This window comes from Spirobacillus cienkowskii, from assembly GCF_037081835.1.
Lineage (GTDB): Bacteria > Bdellovibrionota_B > Oligoflexia > Silvanigrellales > Silvanigrellaceae > Silvanigrella > Silvanigrella cienkowskii.
In genome coordinates this window covers 62,259-80,546 of the sequence record NZ_CP146516.1, presented here as the reverse complement: position 1 = coordinate 80,546, position 18,288 = coordinate 62,259, and the positions used below count along the sequence as shown (strand labels likewise).

Here is an 18,288-nt window from a genome sequence, read left to right as displayed (position 1 = left end):
ATGTGTAAAAAGATTGCAATTACAGGAGGTATTGGTTCTGGAAAATCAACACTTTCTAAAATATTAGCAAAAAAAGGTTATTGCGTTTGGGACGCAGATTTATTTTCTCGTGAGGTGTTATTTTTTCCAGAAGTGCAAGCAAGAATTAAAACAATTTTTGGTGATTCTGTGTTTATTAGTCCTGGAATTTTAAATAGAGATTATATTCGTAATCAAGTATTTTCTAAACCAAAATTAAAAAAATCATTAGAAAGTATTTTGCACCCGGCAATATTGGAACTGTATAATTCAAGATTAGAAGTACTTAACAAAATTGCCCCCTCTGCTTGGGTTTTTTACGAAGCATCTTTAATTTTAGAGCTTAAAAGGCAAAGTAGTTTTGATTTTTGTATTGTTGTTGTAGCCGATGAATCTGTAAAACTAAAAAGACTTGAAGAAAAAAGAAAAATTTCAGTCTCCGAAGCAAAAAAAATTATCCATACTCAAATGCCTGATAGTGAAAAAATTACCCATGCCGACTTCGTAATTGATAATTCTAAATCATTTCAAAATCTTGAAAAACAAACCCACAAACTCATTTTGCATTTAACCAAAAGATTTAGTCATAACTAAAAGATTGACACTCATTCCTAAATTTCTTCTACAAGTTTTTAAAATATTTTTATAATATTAAATTATTATTGTTACTTAAAAAGGATATTTTAAAATGTTTGAAGTATCTTGTGCATCATGCCAAGCGTCTTTTGAATACAATCCAGATGACTATATTCATTTATGTCCTTTTTGTTCTGCTGGTTTTATCATTGACCCAGAAGAAGGGGCAAAAGATTTAATTGGTGATCATTATATAATTTCATCTAACATAAAAAAAGAAAATATAGACGAAATCTTTAATGAATGGATAACCAATCGCTATCATAATCCATCAAAAATTAAAAGTGAATTTAGCATATTGGGCTCATATGGAGTATTTCTACCTTATTGGATAATTTCTGTAGAAGCACATACGTTTTGGAGCGGACATAGCGCCAAAAAAAATTTATATCCAGGCCGCGTTAGAGATTTAGCATCAGGATTTTTAAAAGAAGAAGGACGATTTAGCAGGAGATACCGCTGGGCAATCCTTGCAAGAAAATCTCCAAAAGAACACTGGGGAATGGAGCGATTGCACCACCCAAGAGAAAGTGTCTCAATAGATTGGGAAGGTTTTCCACTCGATGAAACAATGGGGGTGCAGGATGAAGGAATTAAACCTATTTACGAATCTAAGGTTCCATTTAAATACGAACATGCAAACGAAATTGCAGTAGCAAGCATTCAAAGCAAAGAATCATCTGCAATCACTAGAGCCAAAGATCAAATAAGTGAATATCATCGAAGAATAGCAAAAACAAAAGTTGGTACTTTATATGAACACAGAACAGAAATCGAAATAGTTGGCCTACACATGGTACACTTGCCATTTTGGTATATTAGATATTCATTTTCACCTAAAAGTATGTTTAAATTTTTTACAACAGTAAGAGAACGAAGAATATTAGTCCAAGGTTATACTAAAGCTGTACTTGATGCAGAATTACCGCTAAACTCTTCGGACAAAGTTATGACTAATATGATTGTTGCAGGAACTCTCGGTTTTCTTTGTTTAACATTATCTGTGTTTTTTAATCCCCTATTTTATATTTTATTTGTCATATTTGGTTTAATAGTTGGCTTATCAACATGGAAAATAATTTTAAGAGAAAAAGTTGATACTGATTTGATAAAAGGAAAAGAAAATAATGAACCCGCTTAATAAATAATTGGAGAATTATAAAAATGATAAATAAATTACCTAAAATTTCATTATTATTAACATTATTATTTTATACAGCTAACGTCCATCCAATAGAAAAACTAAAATTAGTCACTGGTAATGATTTTGCACCTTTTAGTGATGAAAAACTCAAAGATGGAGGAATGTTTACAGCAATTGTAAAGTCTTTGTTAAAAAAGATAAATATACCTTTTGAGCTTGAATTTCTTCCTTGGGCAAGAGGTTATGAGCTTGTAAAAATACAAAAATACGACGCATCTTTTCCTTACGCTTATACAGATGAACGGGCAACAGAAGTTAAATATTCAAAAGTTTACTTATACAATTCCAAAATTTATGTTTATACAAATAAAAATTATAAGGATAATAAAAATTTAATTGATTTTAAAGGAGGTACTTATTGTTCTTCTGTTGGATATTATATAGAAAATGATATCCAAGAAATGATCAACAAAAAAGAATTAAATAAAATTTCAAAGTTTGATTTAAGAATCATGTGTTGAATCTGTAATTAAAAATGAATCTAGTTTTTTTGTAGCTAATGAAGTTCAATTTAAAGAATATAGAAAACAAAATATTTCAAATTTTAAAAATTTAGTAAAAGTACCAAAACCAATAAATGAAACTAAGCTATATATTATTTATAAAAAAGATTTTAATGATGAATTATTAAAAAAAATTGATAATGCGAGCAGAGAATTTATAAAAACTAGTGAATACAAAAAAATTATTGATTCATATTAATTTTTAATTAACCAACTTTTCTATCATTAAATAAACTATTAGCTTCTGATGCTTGTTCATTAATAACATTAATGACATTAATTTCAACATCATCATAGATTTTTTGATTTTTATCATTTTTTAAATCATTCAATTCTTTTTCTATACTATAATATGGAAATTTAAAAAACTTTGCCAAATTATAGCTTTTTTGTAAATGACGGATTGCTAATTGATGCAAATTTTTATCAAAATCAATATCAACTATCTTTTTTAATGTCATTCCCAATAAACAATTATAATCATATTCATTATCTATAAATGTATCTTTATTTTTGGATAATAATTCAACAGTCATCAAATAATCTCCAATTTCATTATAGCATTGGCATAATGAAAGAATTGCGCTACTATTTGCTGGATTATCAAGAATTATTTGATTTAAAACTCTAATAGCTTCTTTCCAATCACTATTGTCTATTGCAATTAAAGTTGCAACCAAATACGGCTCTTGCGCAAATGGAAATCTTTCATGCATAACATTATATACTTCAGTCATTTCATTAACATAATTTTTTTCAGAAAGTACTCGCAAATAGTTTCTAAGAGAAAAATAGCTACATTTTTTTTCAGAAGTTACTTTTCTTAAATAGAAAAGCCCCATTTTAATAGACTCTATAGTTTTTTGTGAAGCAAAAAAAAGTCCTATAGCTTCAAAATAGAAACGATTTTCAATCCCTTTTGTCTTTTTTAAATAAAAATATATTTTTCTAGCAATCTTATTTTTTGAAGCAAAAGAAAATGAAATTAAAGAAAGTGATAAAAAAACAGGATGAAAAAATCTCATTCTAAAAAGATGTCTACCTAATAAAACTAATCCATCTTTATCAAACGAATCTTTTAAAGCGCAAATCCAAATATGGTAAAAATCTGCTCTGTCATAAATTTTATCTAGATGTAAAACAGCTCTTGATGACAAATTAATAACTTGTTCCCAATTTTCTTTAGAAGCATATACTTCAAGAAGTTTTATTAAAGAAACACAAGATTTAGCTGATGGATTAATTTCTCTCCAAAAAGAGTTTGAAAGCATTTCAAGTTTAGCGACTGAAAAATCATGAAACCTCTCTGGCATGAAAACACCCCCAACAATTCAAATTTTTCAATACTAAAAAATATTCGGAATTAAAAAAAATTAAATTAATTAAAAAAAGAAATACTAGAGCTGAAAAAAATAGGGGGCAATTTTTTCCAAAATAAATAAATTAAAAGATATTAGCTAACATTCATACATTAAAAATCAATTATATGATCTGCAAAAAATAAAAATTCTTCCCTATTTTCAACAAGGACAAAAGTAGCTCCTTTCGATCGCATAACAGACATAAGTTCACCTAAAACATTAATGTCTGGTGCATGCAAACCAGTACTTGGATGCATTAAAATAAACCAAGCTCCTTCTAAACTTGCTCTTTTAAGATGAATCGTTAAATTTAACCTTTGAAGCTCACCGCCACTTAAACTGTCCATACCCTGACCCAACTGAATGTATCCCAAGCCAAACTGACATGCTTTAGCAATTTTATTTGTTATAAGCTTATGATTTTCAAGTAATTGTATTGCTTGTTCCAAATTTAAAGACATGATGTCTGCAAAATTAAGGCCTTTGTATCTAGGAAGTAAGCTTCTTGCTGTTAATTTTGAACCAAAGCACGTTTCACATTCAACTTTAATTGGCTCAGAGTATTTTTGTGGTAGCTCAATATAACCTCTTCCTTCGCAATTTTCACACCTTCCTTGCTTAGAATTCCAAGAAAAGTGACTTTCTGTCAAACCCAACACCTGGCTTGACGGTAACGAGGAAAATAGCTCTCTAAGGGGTTTCAGAACATCAAGTGCTGAAGCTACGCTGCGTCTGGAGCTTCGAGTCATACTACCAGGTCTTACATAACCCACAACATTCACTTTAATGTCACCAACTGAATTAAATTTGCAAAAATTTTTAAAATCTATTTTTAAAATTTCCTCAGAATCTAATGATTTACCTCCCAAAAAATATAGTGAAGGCAGAACACAATATTCTAAAAACGTTCCTTTACCAAATCCTGATTTTCCTCTAATAATGTTAATATTATTTTGATAAATAGAAATATTTAAATTTTTTAAGTTTCTAATATTAATGTTATTAAAAGTAATATTTGATTTTATTTCTTTTATTTTATTTTTTTCATCGGATAATTTATTATTAAATTTAATAAAACTCTCTTTATTAAATTTATCTAAATCTATTTTATTTGAAATATAAGAAATAATCTTTCCGCCATTTACCCCTGCCTGGGGACCCATAAGAAAAATAGCATCAGAAAATTTTAAAAATTCTGGGTGATGTTCAACAGCTATTATTGATGCACCATTATTTACTATTTCTTTAAGAACTTGTGCTAATTGCTTTACTTCTTCTTCGTTTAGTCCTTGACAAGGCTCATCCATTACATACAAAACACCATTCAGTTTATTTGAAATCATTGATGCAAGTCTTAATCTTTGCAAATCTCCTGGTGACAAACTAGATCCTGAACGGTTTAAAGTAAGATGATTTAATCCAATTTTATTTATACTTAATAAAGAATTATGTAGTTCAAGATAAATTTTATTTTTTGCTTTATCATTACTAACATGATTTTTTAAAATATTTTCAACGTAATTTAAAAGTTCTATCATAGTCATATAATGCAGATCTTGAAAAGTTTTATCATGAATTCTTACGCTTGAAAGTTTTGTATCTAAACGAGAACCTAAACAGCTTTTACAAGGGAATAAATCTGCTGAGTATCCCTTTTTTGAAGTCCCTTCACCATCACACTTTGCACATTTACCTAATGAAGAATGACTAAAATAGCGAGGATCTAACTTAGGAGCACTTTCACCACACTGTGGGCAACTTGAATTTGTATTAAATAAGTTTTCATAATTTGAAGTCTCAATCTTTACCATGCCTTTTCCATATTCTAGGGCTTGATAAATTGCTCTTTCAATTCTTTGTTTCTTATCTATAGAAATAACTACAAAATCAATAATAACGTCAATAGTATTCAGTTTTTTTGAATCTACTTTGATAGACTCATTATCATCTTGTAAGTCAAAAATATTTCCATTTATTCTTAATTTTGAAAAACCTAATTCTCTAAATTTTTCAATTTCGTCAGAAAATTTACCTTTTCTTTTTTCACATATTGGAGCTATTATTTTGATTTTCTTATTTTGAAAATCATTAAATATTTTATCACATAATTCGTTAAAAGTAATAGGTTTTAATGGAATATCACAATTGTAGCAATAAATATCTCCAAAAGCTGCAAAATAAACTCTTAATAAATCAGAAACACTCGATATTGTCCCAACAGTAGAAAGACGTCCTGCAACTCCTTGTTTTTGCGACAGCCCCAGCGCAGGAGGAAGGCCAGATATAGAACGAAATTTTGCGCGAGCTCGTTTTGTAAAACTAGACCCGCTCATCATATAGACCGAAGTCTGGCTCGAATCGATAAAACGTCTAAATGCCTCAGAATAAATAGTGTCAAAAACTAAGCTGCTCTTACCGGAACCACTTACACCAGTAAAAACAACCATCTTATTTTTGGGTATATCAACATCAATATTTTTTAAATTATGCTCGTTTGCGCCACGAATCGAAATAACTTCCACTATAAAAACCTTTCTAATGGGTTGACGAATCACACAACTCTGTAACACAATTACAATTATGGATCACTTGTTACAGCAAATAGCTTTATCTGTTTGTGAGATAAGCAAATTAGCTAAAGAAATAATTTGACAAGAAATCTTTCACTTCATAGGAAATCATTATAAACTATGCTTAGAATTCAAGATTTTAAAATACAAGATTCCAGTCACCCTGAAATTCATAAAAAACCATTCTTGATCCTGATTGCGGGCGATGCAAGCGATAGAAAATTTTTTAGATTAGTTGACAACAACCTAAGTGCTTTATGCATGCAATTTCCCAAATGGGAAGGGGGATATGGAGGAGATCCGATTAGCTGGATAGGAATGCATAGTGCTTTAACAAGAATGAATATACCAATTCCTAAAATACTAGAAATTGATGAAAATAACTCTTGCATTTGGACCGAAGATCTTGGCGATATATTCTTAAATTCATTAATTAATGAAGAGTATCTTGATATTAATAACCCTAATTGCCAAGAAACTTTAAAATACTATGAACAAGCTTTAGATTTGTTACTGCTAGCTCAATATCCAGTTTTTAAGATCGAACATCCAGCGGAAACAAGATTTTTTGATTTTGATAAGTTTTTTTATGAGCTTAATTTTTTTGTCGTTCATTTTTTAAACGGTTTCATGGGCCTTAATATCTCTGAACAAAGTCACAAAGAATTATTTGAAGATCTTAGACTTTTAGCATTAAAATTAGATCATTGCGAAAAAGTACTCTGTCATAGAGATTACCATGTTAGAAATATTATGGTAAAAGATAAAAAAATTTATTGGATAGACTTTCAAGATGCCAGAATGGGTCCTCATTCATATGATGTTGTAAGCCTGATACGTGACAGTTATGTTAAAATAACATGGGAGACTAGAAAGCACTTTTTTAAACATTACTTAACTAATTTAAATAATATCAGAATAAAAAATAATTTTTCACCAATTAGTGAAACTAGCTTTAATTTTGAGTTAATATTAATGGGTTTACAAAGAAATTTAAAAGCCATTGGTAGTTTTGGATATTTAGCAACAAAAAAAGGGAAAAATAATTATTTACAATACATACAATATACCCTTAAAATTCTAACATCTTTAGAAGCTCAGGTACACCAAGAAACAGATATCAAACATATGCTTCCAAATTTATATAGTTTAATTAACAATCTATTTGAAGGTGAACTTTCTAGAAAACTTGATAAACTTATAAATAAATATTTATAATGGTTTTTTATGACTAGCGTTAGTAAAACTGAAATTGACAAATTTATCCCAATTGTTTTGTGTGCTGGTTTTGGAACTCGTCTAAAGCCATTAACAAACTATATTCCTAAAGTTGTTTGTCCAATAATTAATAAGCCAGCTGCATTTATTAATATCGAAATTTTTTTTAAGTTTGGCTTTCCAAAAGTCTATTGTAATACACATTATTTAGATCATATTACAAAACAAGAGATTATTCTTGCGGCAAAATTTTATGGTTACGATCCTGCTCGTATTGAATTTTTTTATGAAGAAGAAATACTTGAAACAGGAGGAGGAATTGCTAGAATTTTTCATGAATTATCAAAAAATAATAAGAAAAATTCAAAACGAAATGTCATCGTTGTATCTGGTGACATTATTGCAAATTTTCCAATTCAACAAATGATTAAAGCATGGCAAAATAAAAATTGCGAAGATTATGCATTAATGTGCACAAAAAAAATTAATTTTCCAAGAAAAGATACTACATGGATTTCTAAAGACTCAAATTATATTCAAGGATTTGGAGAAAATTTCTTATTAAAAAATGCAAGCAATGCAACTGTATTTACAAATCACCAAATAATTGGCTATGAATTATTAAATCAAGTACCAATCGAAAAAAAGTCTAGCATTGAAATTTATTACAAAAATGCAATAACACAAGATAAAAAAGTTATAAATTTAAACTATCCTAAAAATAAGTACTGGTTTGATATTGGTACACCTAAAAGTTACAAAGAATGTCTTAACTTTTTTGAAAACAAATTAAAACCTAAAAAACAAAACTATTTTCAAAATAACTTAATAAACTTTTGTTTTCAATCACCAAATTTTTTTAAAGATAAATTAAATTTATACGAAACAAAAGAATTATCACCTAACAATATTCTTATTTCTTTTAGAGATATAGATAGCAATTTATCATCAAAAAAAATTTTTAATTTTGATAGTAATCAAACCGAATATAATTTTTCTTTTTTATTGTAAAAAATTAATCTTTATTTAGATTAATTTCTTCTTTATCCTTATCAATTTTTTCAAGATATTCTTTATTTATCATTGACGTTTTTTTCTCATCACTTTGCTTGTTTTTTAATTCTAAATTTTTAATATTATTATTTAAATTAATAATTGAATACGCATGAGATGTAATTACTTTAGATCTAAAGTAAATTTCGACACCTTCTTTAATTTTATCGGGATTTAAAATATGAGGGTTTTCTTTCCACAAAACTCTCCAGTCTTTAGTTTTCCCATAAATTACTTTTGAAATTTTTGTTAAAGTATCACCCTTTTTAACAATAATTTTTGCTTTTGGAGCACCTTCATAAGTTTGGGCAAAAAGTTTTGATTGCTCATTTGCTTCGTAATATATAACGTCTCCAGCATAAATTTTGTGGGGATCAATTAAATTATTAATTTCTGATATTTTTTTCCAAAGCTTTCTATCACCATAAATTTTCTTTGCTATTTTAATTAAATTATCTCCATCCTGAACATAATATGGCATTAGTACTCCCTGATTAGTTGGAGGCACTAAGCCTTCAGAATAGTCTAAAGAGATGGCTACTTTTTTTTCTTGTTGTTCAGGTTCTGATGCTTGAACACTATTTACAACATTAGGCTGCTCATCAGATGTGGTAGTGGTTGTACTACACGAAATCACAATGAAAGTAGCTAAAAAAATTAAGATAATTTTTTTTAAAGTTGTAAGCATAATAGCCTTCTTTTGCATATTATTTACCTTCATGGCACATTATTATTCAATTAACTTCTGTTACATGGTCATTATCGGCCCGTAAATATTGAAGTTGAATAGTTTAGGCATTTAATTGAGTGCCAGGTTTTTGACTAAATATACAGATAAGTTATTTAAATTAATAGAATAATTTATATTTAAGGAGTTTTATGAATAATAATTTTGTTCACACTACCGTTTTAAAAAAAGAAACTGTTGAGAATATATTGCCTAGTAATAACCTTATTTCATCTTTAGATAACGATAAAAATAATGATTTATATTTTGTCGATGCAACTATTGGTGGCGCTGGTCACTCAGAATACCTTATTGAATTTATTTTAAATTCTCAAAATTATAAGCAATATAACCTTAATTTAATTGGATTTGATCAAGATATATTTGCATTAAATTTTGCAAACGAAAAACTTAAAAAATTAAAAGACAAATATTCTAACTTAAATTATTATTTGATAAACAAAAACTTTATGTATGTTAAAAGCGTGCTCGAAAATGATTTTAAAAACTGTAAAATACACGGTTTATTAGCTGATTTTGGAGTCAGCTCTCCTCAACTAGATATAAGCAGCAGAGGATTTTCAATGTATCATGATGGCCCTATTGATATGCGCATGGATACAACATTAAGAGAGTCTGCATTAGATATTTTATTAAATTATTCAGAAGCAGAGCTTACAAGAATATTCTTTGAATATGGAGAAGAACCAAAATCAAGAAAACTATCTAAAGCAATTATTGAAGATCGAAAAATACAACGATTACCTTTACAAAGCACCAAAGAATTAGCCGAATACATTAGAAGAGTTTTAGGCTATACCAATAGCAGAACTCACCCTGCAACTAGAGCTTTTCAAGCACTTCGTATTGAAGTTAATAAAGAACTTGAATCTATTGAAAAGCTGCTTCAAGATATTCCTCAGATTATGCATCAATATGGCAAAACAGCATTTATTTCATTTCACTCCTTAGAGGATAGATTGGTAAAACATGCAATGAGAAACTGGCAAAAGGGAAAAAATCTCAAGGAAAACTCTAAAAATAAAAAAGATTTTCATTTGCCCTTGCATATTCAACTCCATTTAGAAGAAAATAATCATAAAGGATTTGGAAAAGAGATTCCAAGAGGCGGAATTACAGTTTCGCAACACGAATATGAATGCAATGTACGTTCTCGTTCGGCAAGACTACGTTGTTTTGAATTTTCACGAAACTTGGAGGGTTAGCGTGTGCTCCAATTACTTAAGGGATTTGATGCAATTATTGCAATTATTTTCTTAACAATACTTGTAGGAGTTATTGTTATAACAATGAGATCTAAAACCTATTCTGTTGGTTATGAAATCGCAGCTTTAAAAGCAAAAGAAAAATTAATTCGCCAGCGCCAAGTAGAGCTACTTTCTGATCTTGCAGCCACAGAAAGAACTGTTCGAGAAAATCTATTAAGCCAAAAAGATTTAAGCGGAAAACCAAAGTACATATTACCTGATCCAAAACGAGTTTTAAGGATTGAAAATAATAATAATTAGCAGGTATTAAATGTGGGAAAAGTACTTATTTTATTAAATAATATTAAAGATTATTTTAATTATAAAAATTTAAGAAAAATCCCAAATTTTAGCTTGCGAGCTCATTTATTGGGCTGGTTGTACTACCTTTGTTTAATTTTGATACTAATTCGCTATGCATGGATCACATTTTTTCCAACACCACTTCGCTCAAAGCTTATCGAAAAAGGGAACAAACAATTTGAGACCAACTTAACTATGTCCTTACCTAGAGCCACAATAACAGATCGAAATGGCCGCGTCCTAGCTGTTAGTATTACAAAACCAAGCATCTATCTTCTCAATAAAAAAATGCCAAATGACAATAATTTAATAAAAAGTCTTGCTGATCAGCTACAAATTCCATTTAATACTTTAAAAGCTTATAAAAATGATAAAAGAAATTTTATCTGGCTTAAGCGGCAAATTAATTACGATGAAGCAGCAAGAATTGGATCTTTAAAAAAATGGCAAGATTTTGTTGGTGTCGTAGATGAACACAAAAGAGTATACCCCGAAAAAGAACTCGCAGCTCAACTTATTGGATTTGTAGGGGCAGAAGGTCATGGTCTTGAGGGTATAGAAAAAATATATGACTCAAGATTAAATATGAAACCTATAAAATTAGATGTCATGAAAGATGCAAGAGGACGATTAGTCATGGTCACTCCAAATCACGCCTCTAAGCCTGATCAAAAAGTACCTAACCTTAAATTATCAATAGATCTTTCAATTCAGGAGATTACTCAAAATGCACTAAAAAATGGAGTGATCAAAGCTGATGCAAAAGGTGGTAGTGCAATTGTCATGGACGTAAAAACAGGAGAAATATTAGCAATAGCGAGTTGGCCTTATTATGACTTAAATAATCCTACAGAAAATAATCCAGATGCAAGAAGATTTAGACCCGTAATGGATGCAATTGAGTTGGGTTCAGTGGTAAAGCCCATGTGGATTGCCAAAGCTCTTGATCTTGGAATTATAAAACCTGATAGCAAAATCTTTGTTGAAAAAGGCAAAATGAATTTACCAGGAGGCGCCATTCACGACACCCACCCTTATGATTGGCTCACTCCAGAAGAAATCTTAAAGTATAGCAGTAATATTGGGGTTTATAAAGTTGTCCAAAAAATGGGAAAAGAAATTTTTTATGACTCGTTAATGAAAATTGGATTTGGCAGATCTCCTGGCACAGGGCTTCCTGGAGAATGGGCGGGCAGAATAAAAAAAACAAATACATGGAAAGAACTCAACTTTGCAAATATGTCATTTGGACAAGGATTTGCGATCTCTCCTTTACAACTCGCTCATGCACTTTCGATTATTGTAGGAGGAGGTAAAGATCGGGGAGTAAATTTAATAGCTGTTGATCCTCTAGGTCAAACAGAACCAATTGGCCCGCCTTTACAAATTATAAATCCAAAAACATGCAAATTAATTTCACAAATGCTGAAATCTGTTGTTGAAGAAGAGGGAGGTACTGGAGCTCAAGCCAGAATTCCTGGAATTCTTGTGGCAGGAAAAACAGGTACTGCCCAAATTTGGTCTACAAAAGATCGAGCTTATTCTGGAAGAACTGCTGTTTTTGAAGGAATAATTCCTTCTAATGATCCCAAACTTGTCATAGTTGTGGTTATTGATGAGGCTGGTATAAGACCCGCTTATGGAGGTTTACTCGCAGGTCCCGTGTTTTCTGAAATTGGTAAAAAAACTGTCCATTATCTTAATTCAAGAGGCATTTATAAAATGACTGAGTATAAAAATTCTTACCTTAAAAACCAAAATTCTCAAAAAATTATTAAAACAGCTATTGACAAGAATGATCTTATATTAAGATAAATCAAGGAATATTATATCTAATGAGTTCTAGTTTTAAAATAGAGAATTTAAAAATCAGTCTTGAAAAATTATTTAAAATTCTTCAAAAAAACAATCTTACAAACTCTAAAAAAATCTCTCAAACAAAAAAAATGTTTAACATATTTATTAATTCTAAGGACATTAATAAATATTATAGTAATAACATAAAAAAAGATTCTTTTATTTATTTTTCAAGGCATGGAGAAAAATTTGATGGTCATCAAATGGTCGAAGATATATTAGCCAGCAAAAACTATTTTGTAGGAAATCATGAAAGATTGATTTTTATAGCAGAAAAGAAAAAGTATGCGTCAGATTGGGTATCTAAAATTATAAGTAACAAATATTTTATAAACGTAAAAGATGTTGAAAACTCAATTTACGCAGTTTTTGAAAATTACTACCTTAGTAAATCCAAAAACTTATCTATTATTGCCGTAACAGGAACAAATGGAAAAACATCGGTAGTGCAACTGACTTCACAATTAATACACGAAATAAATAATGAAGATACTATCAGAATTGGTACTTTTGGAATTCAATACAAAAATCAGATTTTGGATTCATCACATGTAACCACACCCGACTATCCAATGATGCTACAAATTTTAAATTTAGCACACAAAATTAATACTAATAAAATTATAATGGAAGCCACATCACATGGTTTAAATGAAAATAGACTAGGTAACGTAAAAGTTGATGTGGCAATTTTTACAAATTTAACCCAAGATCATTTAGATTATCATAAAAATATGCATAATTATCTTAACGCAAAACTGTTATTATTTAAAAATAAACTAAAGAATAATGGTACTGCAATAATTTGTACAAATAATGATTATTGGGAGAATTTTGCTGATTCAGCAATAGGAAAAAAAAGAAAATTAATAGGTATTGGTTCAAAAAATACATTAAAAATTTTCTTTGAAAAATTTTCAACCAAATTTAAAGAAGTTAAATTTTTAATTGTTAACAATTCTTTATCAAGTTTTTCTGGGATTTCTGGTTTAATTGAACTTTATGGTAAAAGTGGCCTAATTGCACAAAGTTCTTTTAAATCTTCTCTAATTGGTAGCTTTCAATTTGACAATTTACTTTGTGCTCTAGCAACTCAGTTAAATAGTGGATTTTCTTTAGCAGAAATTACAAAAAAAATTATCAATATTAAAAACGTATCAGGTAGACTTGAAGTCGTCACACTTTCTGATAAATCATTGACTAATCACCCAACTGTGATTGTTGACTACGCACACACGCCAGATGCATTAGAAAAAGTACTAAAAACCTGCAGAGATATTTTAAAAAACACAAGTAAAGGCAAACTCATTACAGTTTTTGGTTGCGGCGGAGATCGTGATGCAACGAAAAGACCTATTATGGGCAAAATTGCCTCAGAATTATCTGATCTGGTAATAATAACCTCTGACAACCCACGAACCGAAGATCCTGTTAAAATTATTGCCGACATTTGCTTTGGTATTCAAAATTTAAAAAATTGTTTTAAATATGTTGATAGAAAAGCAGCCATTAAATATGCAATTCAGATTGCTACCGCAAATGATTTTGTTATTATAGCAGGAAAAGGTCATGAAAACTATCAAATTATAGGCGAAAATAAAATTTCTTTTTCTGATTCAAAAATTGCATTATCAATTTTGCAAGAGGAGGCAAACTCAGGATGATCTATTTACTAATATCTAAGCTCATAATGATCAATCCAAAATTTTCTGGTCTTAACGCCTTCTCATACTTATCGAGTAGGGCAATATTAGCTCTCATCACAAGCATCGTCGTATCAATGCTACTTTATCCCAGAGCCATTCGCTTATTGCGATCTCTAAAGGCAGGTCAGCCTATCAGAGAATTAGGGCTAGAAGAACAAATGTTAAAAAAAGGCACTCCTACAATGGGAGGAGTTGTAATTATTTTTGCAACGCTATTAAGCGCAATTCTTTGGATGGATGTCACAAACCGACATTTTGTTACATTAGTTATTGTAACAATCGGCTTTGGTTTTGTAGGATTTTTAGATGACTACTTAAAAATTTCAAAAAAAAATACTGCAGGGCTATCTAGTAAGAAAAAAATGTTAGGTTTACTCTTATTTGGTTTTCTCGCTGTCATTTGGCATTTATGGTCTGCAAACGAATTAATTATAACTCATGCTTCTTCTCAAAGTCCAACAACAGTTAACATTCCATTTTTAAAAAATGTAGTAATTAATTTAGGATATTTATATGCCCCATTTGCAATATTAGTTATTGTAGGTTCAAGTAACGCTGTAAACTTAACTGATGGTTTGGATGGATTAGCAATTGGTCCAGTAATAACCTGTGCTTTAACCTTAACAATTCTTAGTTATGTAACTGGAAATACTGTTGTATCTAAGTATCTTTATTACCATTCAATTTCTGGTACTGGTGAAATTAGTGTATTTTTATCTGGAGTTATTGGTGCTTCAATAGGATTTCTCTGGTATAATACCTTTCCGGCACAAATTTTTATGGGAGACTCTGGAGCCCTTTCTTTAGGAGGTATTTTAGGAACTGTTGCAGTAATTACGGGACATGAAATACTTTTAGTATTAATGGGAGGTATTTTTGTAGCAGAAGCATTAAGTGTTATCATACAAGTTGTATCTTTTAAAACAAGAGGTAAACGAGTTTTTAGAATGGCTCCTGTACATCATCACTATCAAAAGAAAGGTTGGCCTGAGCAAAAGATTACAGTAAGAATTTGGATAATTAGTTTTATTCTAGCACTTCTTAGTATTCTAACCTTAAAGCTCAGATAATAGGTAATTTAAATGTGTTTCCACAAAAATATTGAAAAAACAAAATTTTTTATTGCTGGAGCAGCTAAAAGCGGACTATCTGTAGCAAAGCTATTAAAAAATTATGATGCTAAGGTTTTTATTACTGAAGAAAAAAAGCTATCTCAAGAAGTAATTGAAGAATTAAATTATTTAAAAATACCTTTTGAAGACAAAGGCCATTCATTAGAAAAAATAACTAATGAATGTGACGTGATGATTTTATCTCCTGGTATTCCATTAAACACGCAAATACCTATGCTATGTATGAAAGAAAACTTGGTTTTAGTTAGCGAAATAGAAGTTGCTTCGTGGTTTTTAAAACCAAATAACTTAATACTAGCAATTACAGGAACAAATGGAAAAAGCACTACAGTCAACTATTTAAATCAACTTATAAATTTAAGCGAACGCAATTCAATAGCATGTGGCAATATAGGCACTCCATTTTCTCATGTTGTCTCACAAAATAGTAAAGAAAACATCTTTGTTTTAGAATTAAGTAGCTATCAGTTAGAGCTTACTTTTTCTATTCAACCTAAATGCTCTGCAATTTTAAATATTCAAAATGACCATTTAGGCAGATATGAAACAATAGAAGAATACTTAAAAGCAAAATGGAGAATTGTTTTATTAACAGATCCTGAAGGCCTTGTCATTTTAGATTATGATGTTCTAAAATTAGCCCTTAAAATTGGCTTAATTTTACCAAAATGCAAAATCATAGTTACAAAATTTTGTCATCAAATGCAAAAAAATAAAAAAACTGATAATTTTGAACAAAAATATCAGTTTTTTCAAAACAAATTAAATAACTATAGATATTTACCTAACCCAATTTACAAAGAAATTGAACGTTTAGAAATTGAAGATCTTCCTGTTTCTAAATTTCTTAATTTTGCTTATGTTACCTACAACAAAGAAGAAGCTGTTACAGTAAGTTTAAAAACTGATAATTTAATAAAAAAAATTGAAATCAATAAAACTTGTATACCAGGTAAACATAATGTCATGAATATATTAACGGCAAGTTTAATTGCTCAACATCTTGGTATACATGATGAATTCATTACATCTCAATGGAATGAAAGCAGTTCAAAGTATATTCATTTACCGCATCGTTTAGAAAAAATTGGTAAAGGTTACTGTATTTTTATTAACGAATTATTACAAGAAAAAAATTTACTAATTATTAATGATTCAAAAGCAACCAACGTAGAAAGTACTTTAGTCGCCCTAACCTCTTTTAAGCTACCAATCAGGCTTCTTTTAGGTGGTAAACCTAAGGGAGATAGCTATAAACCAATTATAGAGTTTTTTAACAAAAACTTAATTAAAGTATACCCATTTGGAGACGCTTCAGAAATTATTTTTAACGAATTGATATCGAATAAAAATTATTTAGCTAAGCCATCTAATAATATGATTTCAGCCGCAAATTTAGCTCTAAATGATGCACAAAATAATGAAATTATACTTCTTTCTCCTGCATGCAGTAGTTTCGATGAATTTCGAGATTTTGAGCACAGAGGAAATGTTTTTCGCGAATGGGCTATATCTCATTTAAAGGAAAATAAAAGTGAATCATTATAACAATGACACAATTACAAAACAAAGTGAAAATCAATTAGACTCAAAACCAAGTACATGGATGACTTACGGTGGAAATGTATTGTGGATTCCAGTCATTGCACTAACAGGTTTTGGTATTTTATTTGTGTATAGTTCTTCATCTGTTTATTCGGCACAACATTACGGAACAGAATTTTATTATGCAAAAAAACAAACCTTGTTTCTTATACCTGCATTTATAGCAGCAGTTGCAGGAGCTAAAATTCCATTAGAATTTTATTTTAGATATATTAAATTTTTGTTTTTTATTTTAATAGTATTAACTTTTTCTACACATCTCCCATACATTGGAAAAACTGTTAGCGGTGCTGCAAGATGGATATCAATAAAACCACTTCCACCAATTCAACCATCAGAATTTTTAAAGATTTTTACAATTATTTTTTTAGCTTCGATTATAACTTTTAAACAATCATCTTCTGATATAAAAATTAATAAAAATGAAAAAAAAATACCTTATACACTAAATTATTTTTTTCTTTTACTTGCACCCATTGCAATAATTTCGCAAAAAGATTTTGGTTCAACAGTTGTTGTAACCTCAGGAATAGTTGCCATGTTATTTATGAATGGACTTGCAAAAAGATATTTTGTGGGAATTTTTGGTCTTTTAGTTTTTGGAATGACAGCCGCTGTATTGGCTGAACCTTATAGAATTTCAAGAATCATTACTTTTCTTGATCCATTTAAAGATCCGTTAGGTTCTGGTTTTCAGGTAATTCAAAGCTTTGTCGCTGTTGCAAACGGTGGACTTTTTGGCAGAGGGATTGGAGAGAGTCAACAAAAGCTTTTTTTCTTACCAGAAGCACATACAGATTTTATTTTAGCAGTTATTACAGAAGAAATGGGATTTATTGGAATTCTTGTGCTGGCTATTTTATATTCTGTTCTTTACTATGCTATTCTAAGGCTGGTTCTATATGGAAAAACGCACAGAGACAGATTATTAGCTACAGGTGCATTCGCAATTCTTGTCACCACGACTATAATTAATATGGGAGTTGTTGCAGGAGCACTTCCAAATAAAGGACTTCCACTTCCTTTTATTTCTAGCGGAGGTACCGCTTTGGTTGCTAATTATTTTATAATTGGTCTTATGTCTCAAATTTCCAGAAGAATATATAGCCAATAATATTTCTAATTA

The 18,288-nt window shown here is 29.6% G+C and carries 15 protein-coding genes; 12 read left to right on the top strand and 3 right to left on the bottom strand.

Going from position 1 to position 18,288, the window contains the following annotated elements; genetic code table 11:
* The 3 genes from coaE (at position 1) to Spiro2_RS00340 (ending at position 2,319) form a co-directional block, all read left to right on the top strand.
* On the top strand, positions 1-612 hold the full coding sequence (coaE, locus tag Spiro2_RS00350; protein WP_338636318.1) for a dephospho-CoA kinase: 612 nt from the start codon (positions 1-3) through the stop codon (positions 610-612).
* A gap of 94 nt (positions 613-706) precedes the next feature.
* A complete protein-coding gene (locus Spiro2_RS00345; RefSeq protein WP_338636317.1) occupies positions 707-1,795 on the top strand; it encodes a hypothetical protein in 1,089 nt (362 codons plus the stop codon).
* 23 nt (positions 1,796-1,818) lie between these two features.
* Positions 1,819-2,319, top strand: coding sequence for a substrate-binding periplasmic protein (locus Spiro2_RS00340; protein WP_338636316.1), 501 nt, complete (start codon positions 1,819-1,821; stop codon positions 2,317-2,319).
* Positions 2,320-2,567: 248 nt separating this feature from the next.
* On the opposite strand, the gene Spiro2_RS00335 is transcribed toward Spiro2_RS00340, so the two are convergent.
* Together Spiro2_RS00335 and Spiro2_RS00330 are read right to left on the bottom strand one after the other, a co-directional pair.
* A complete protein-coding gene (locus Spiro2_RS00335; protein WP_338636315.1) occupies positions 2,568-3,674 on the bottom strand; it encodes a hypothetical protein in 1,107 nt (368 codons plus the stop codon).
* A 158-nt stretch (positions 3,675-3,832) separates the two neighbouring features.
* Positions 3,833-6,244 (bottom strand): hypothetical protein, encoded by a 2,412-nt coding sequence (locus Spiro2_RS00330; protein WP_338636313.1) that lies wholly within the window; start codon positions 6,242-6,244, stop codon positions 3,833-3,835.
* 168 nt (positions 6,245-6,412) lie between these two features.
* Here Spiro2_RS00330 and Spiro2_RS00325 point away from each other — a divergent pair, with 168 nt between their 5' ends.
* Positions 6,413-7,510 (top strand): aminoglycoside phosphotransferase family protein, encoded by a 1,098-nt coding sequence (locus tag Spiro2_RS00325; RefSeq protein WP_338636312.1) that lies wholly within the window; start codon positions 6,413-6,415, stop codon positions 7,508-7,510.
* A 9-nt stretch (positions 7,511-7,519) separates the two neighbouring features.
* Positions 7,520-8,521 (top strand): NDP-sugar synthase, encoded by a 1,002-nt coding sequence (locus Spiro2_RS00320; RefSeq protein ID WP_338636311.1) that lies wholly within the window; start codon positions 7,520-7,522, stop codon positions 8,519-8,521.
* A 4-nt stretch (positions 8,522-8,525) separates the two neighbouring features.
* On the opposite strand, the gene Spiro2_RS00315 is transcribed toward Spiro2_RS00320, so the two are convergent.
* Positions 8,526-9,251: a LysM peptidoglycan-binding domain-containing protein gene (locus Spiro2_RS00315; protein WP_338636310.1), complete on the bottom strand. Its 726-nt coding sequence runs from the start codon at positions 9,249-9,251 to the stop codon at positions 8,526-8,528.
* 191 nt (positions 9,252-9,442) lie between these two features.
* On the opposite strand from Spiro2_RS00315, the gene rsmH reads away from it, so the two are divergent.
* From rsmH to ftsW, 7 genes are read left to right on the top strand one after another with little or no spacing between them, the layout of a single operon-like run.
* Positions 9,443-10,516, top strand: coding sequence for a 16S rRNA (cytosine(1402)-N(4))-methyltransferase RsmH (rsmH, locus tag Spiro2_RS00310; protein ID WP_338636308.1), 1,074 nt, complete (start codon positions 9,443-9,445; stop codon positions 10,514-10,516).
* A gap of 3 nt (positions 10,517-10,519) precedes the next feature.
* Positions 10,520-10,819, top strand: coding sequence for a hypothetical protein (locus Spiro2_RS00305; protein WP_338636307.1), 300 nt, complete (start codon positions 10,520-10,522; stop codon positions 10,817-10,819).
* 12 nt (positions 10,820-10,831) lie between these two features.
* Positions 10,832-12,676, top strand: coding sequence for a penicillin-binding protein 2 (locus Spiro2_RS00300; RefSeq protein WP_338636306.1), 1,845 nt, complete (start codon positions 10,832-10,834; stop codon positions 12,674-12,676).
* A gap of 20 nt (positions 12,677-12,696) precedes the next feature.
* Positions 12,697-14,382, top strand: coding sequence for a UDP-N-acetylmuramoyl-L-alanyl-D-glutamate--2,6-diaminopimelate ligase (locus Spiro2_RS00295; RefSeq protein WP_338636305.1), 1,686 nt, complete (start codon positions 12,697-12,699; stop codon positions 14,380-14,382).
* Entirely contained in the window at positions 14,379-15,494 is a 1,116-nt protein-coding gene (gene mraY, locus Spiro2_RS00290) for a phospho-N-acetylmuramoyl-pentapeptide-transferase (RefSeq protein ID WP_338636304.1), read from the top strand. The genes Spiro2_RS00295 and mraY overlap by 4 nt, the downstream gene beginning before the upstream one ends.
* A gap of 12 nt (positions 15,495-15,506) precedes the next feature.
* A complete protein-coding gene (gene murD / locus Spiro2_RS00285; RefSeq protein WP_338636303.1) occupies positions 15,507-17,105 on the top strand; it encodes a UDP-N-acetylmuramoyl-L-alanine--D-glutamate ligase in 1,599 nt (532 codons plus the stop codon).
* Complete coding sequence (gene ftsW / locus Spiro2_RS00280) at positions 17,092-18,276, top strand: putative lipid II flippase FtsW (RefSeq protein WP_338636301.1); 1,185 nt, start codon at positions 17,092-17,094, stop codon at positions 18,274-18,276. The genes murD and ftsW overlap by 14 nt, the downstream gene beginning before the upstream one ends.
* Positions 18,277-18,288: the final 12 nt, after the last annotated feature.

Bases quoted from the DNA above. Each gene is read 5' to 3' on its own strand.
- coaE (WP_338636318.1), top strand. From the start codon at position 1: ATGTGTAAAAAGATTGCAATTACAGGAGGTATTGGTTCTGGAAAATCA.
- Spiro2_RS00345 (WP_338636317.1), top strand. From the start codon at position 707: ATGTTTGAAGTATCTTGTGCATCATGCCAAGCGTCTTTTGAATACAAT.
- Spiro2_RS00340 (WP_338636316.1), top strand. From the start codon at position 1,819: ATGATAAATAAATTACCTAAAATTTCATTATTATTAACATTATTATTT.
- Spiro2_RS00335 (WP_338636315.1), bottom strand. From the start codon at position 3,674: ATGCCAGAGAGGTTTCATGATTTTTCAGTCGCTAAACTTGAAATGCTT.
- Spiro2_RS00325 (WP_338636312.1), top strand. From the start codon at position 6,413: ATGCTTAGAATTCAAGATTTTAAAATACAAGATTCCAGTCACCCTGAA.
- Spiro2_RS00320 (WP_338636311.1), top strand. From the start codon at position 7,520: ATGACTAGCGTTAGTAAAACTGAAATTGACAAATTTATCCCAATTGTT.
- Spiro2_RS00315 (WP_338636310.1), bottom strand. From the start codon at position 9,251: ATGCTTACAACTTTAAAAAAAATTATCTTAATTTTTTTAGCTACTTTC.
- rsmH (WP_338636308.1), top strand. From the start codon at position 9,443: ATGAATAATAATTTTGTTCACACTACCGTTTTAAAAAAAGAAACTGTT.
- Spiro2_RS00295 (WP_338636305.1), top strand. From the start codon at position 12,697: ATGAGTTCTAGTTTTAAAATAGAGAATTTAAAAATCAGTCTTGAAAAA.
- mraY (WP_338636304.1), top strand. From the start codon at position 14,379: ATGATCTATTTACTAATATCTAAGCTCATAATGATCAATCCAAAATTT.
- murD (WP_338636303.1), top strand. From the start codon at position 15,507: ATGTGTTTCCACAAAAATATTGAAAAAACAAAATTTTTTATTGCTGGA.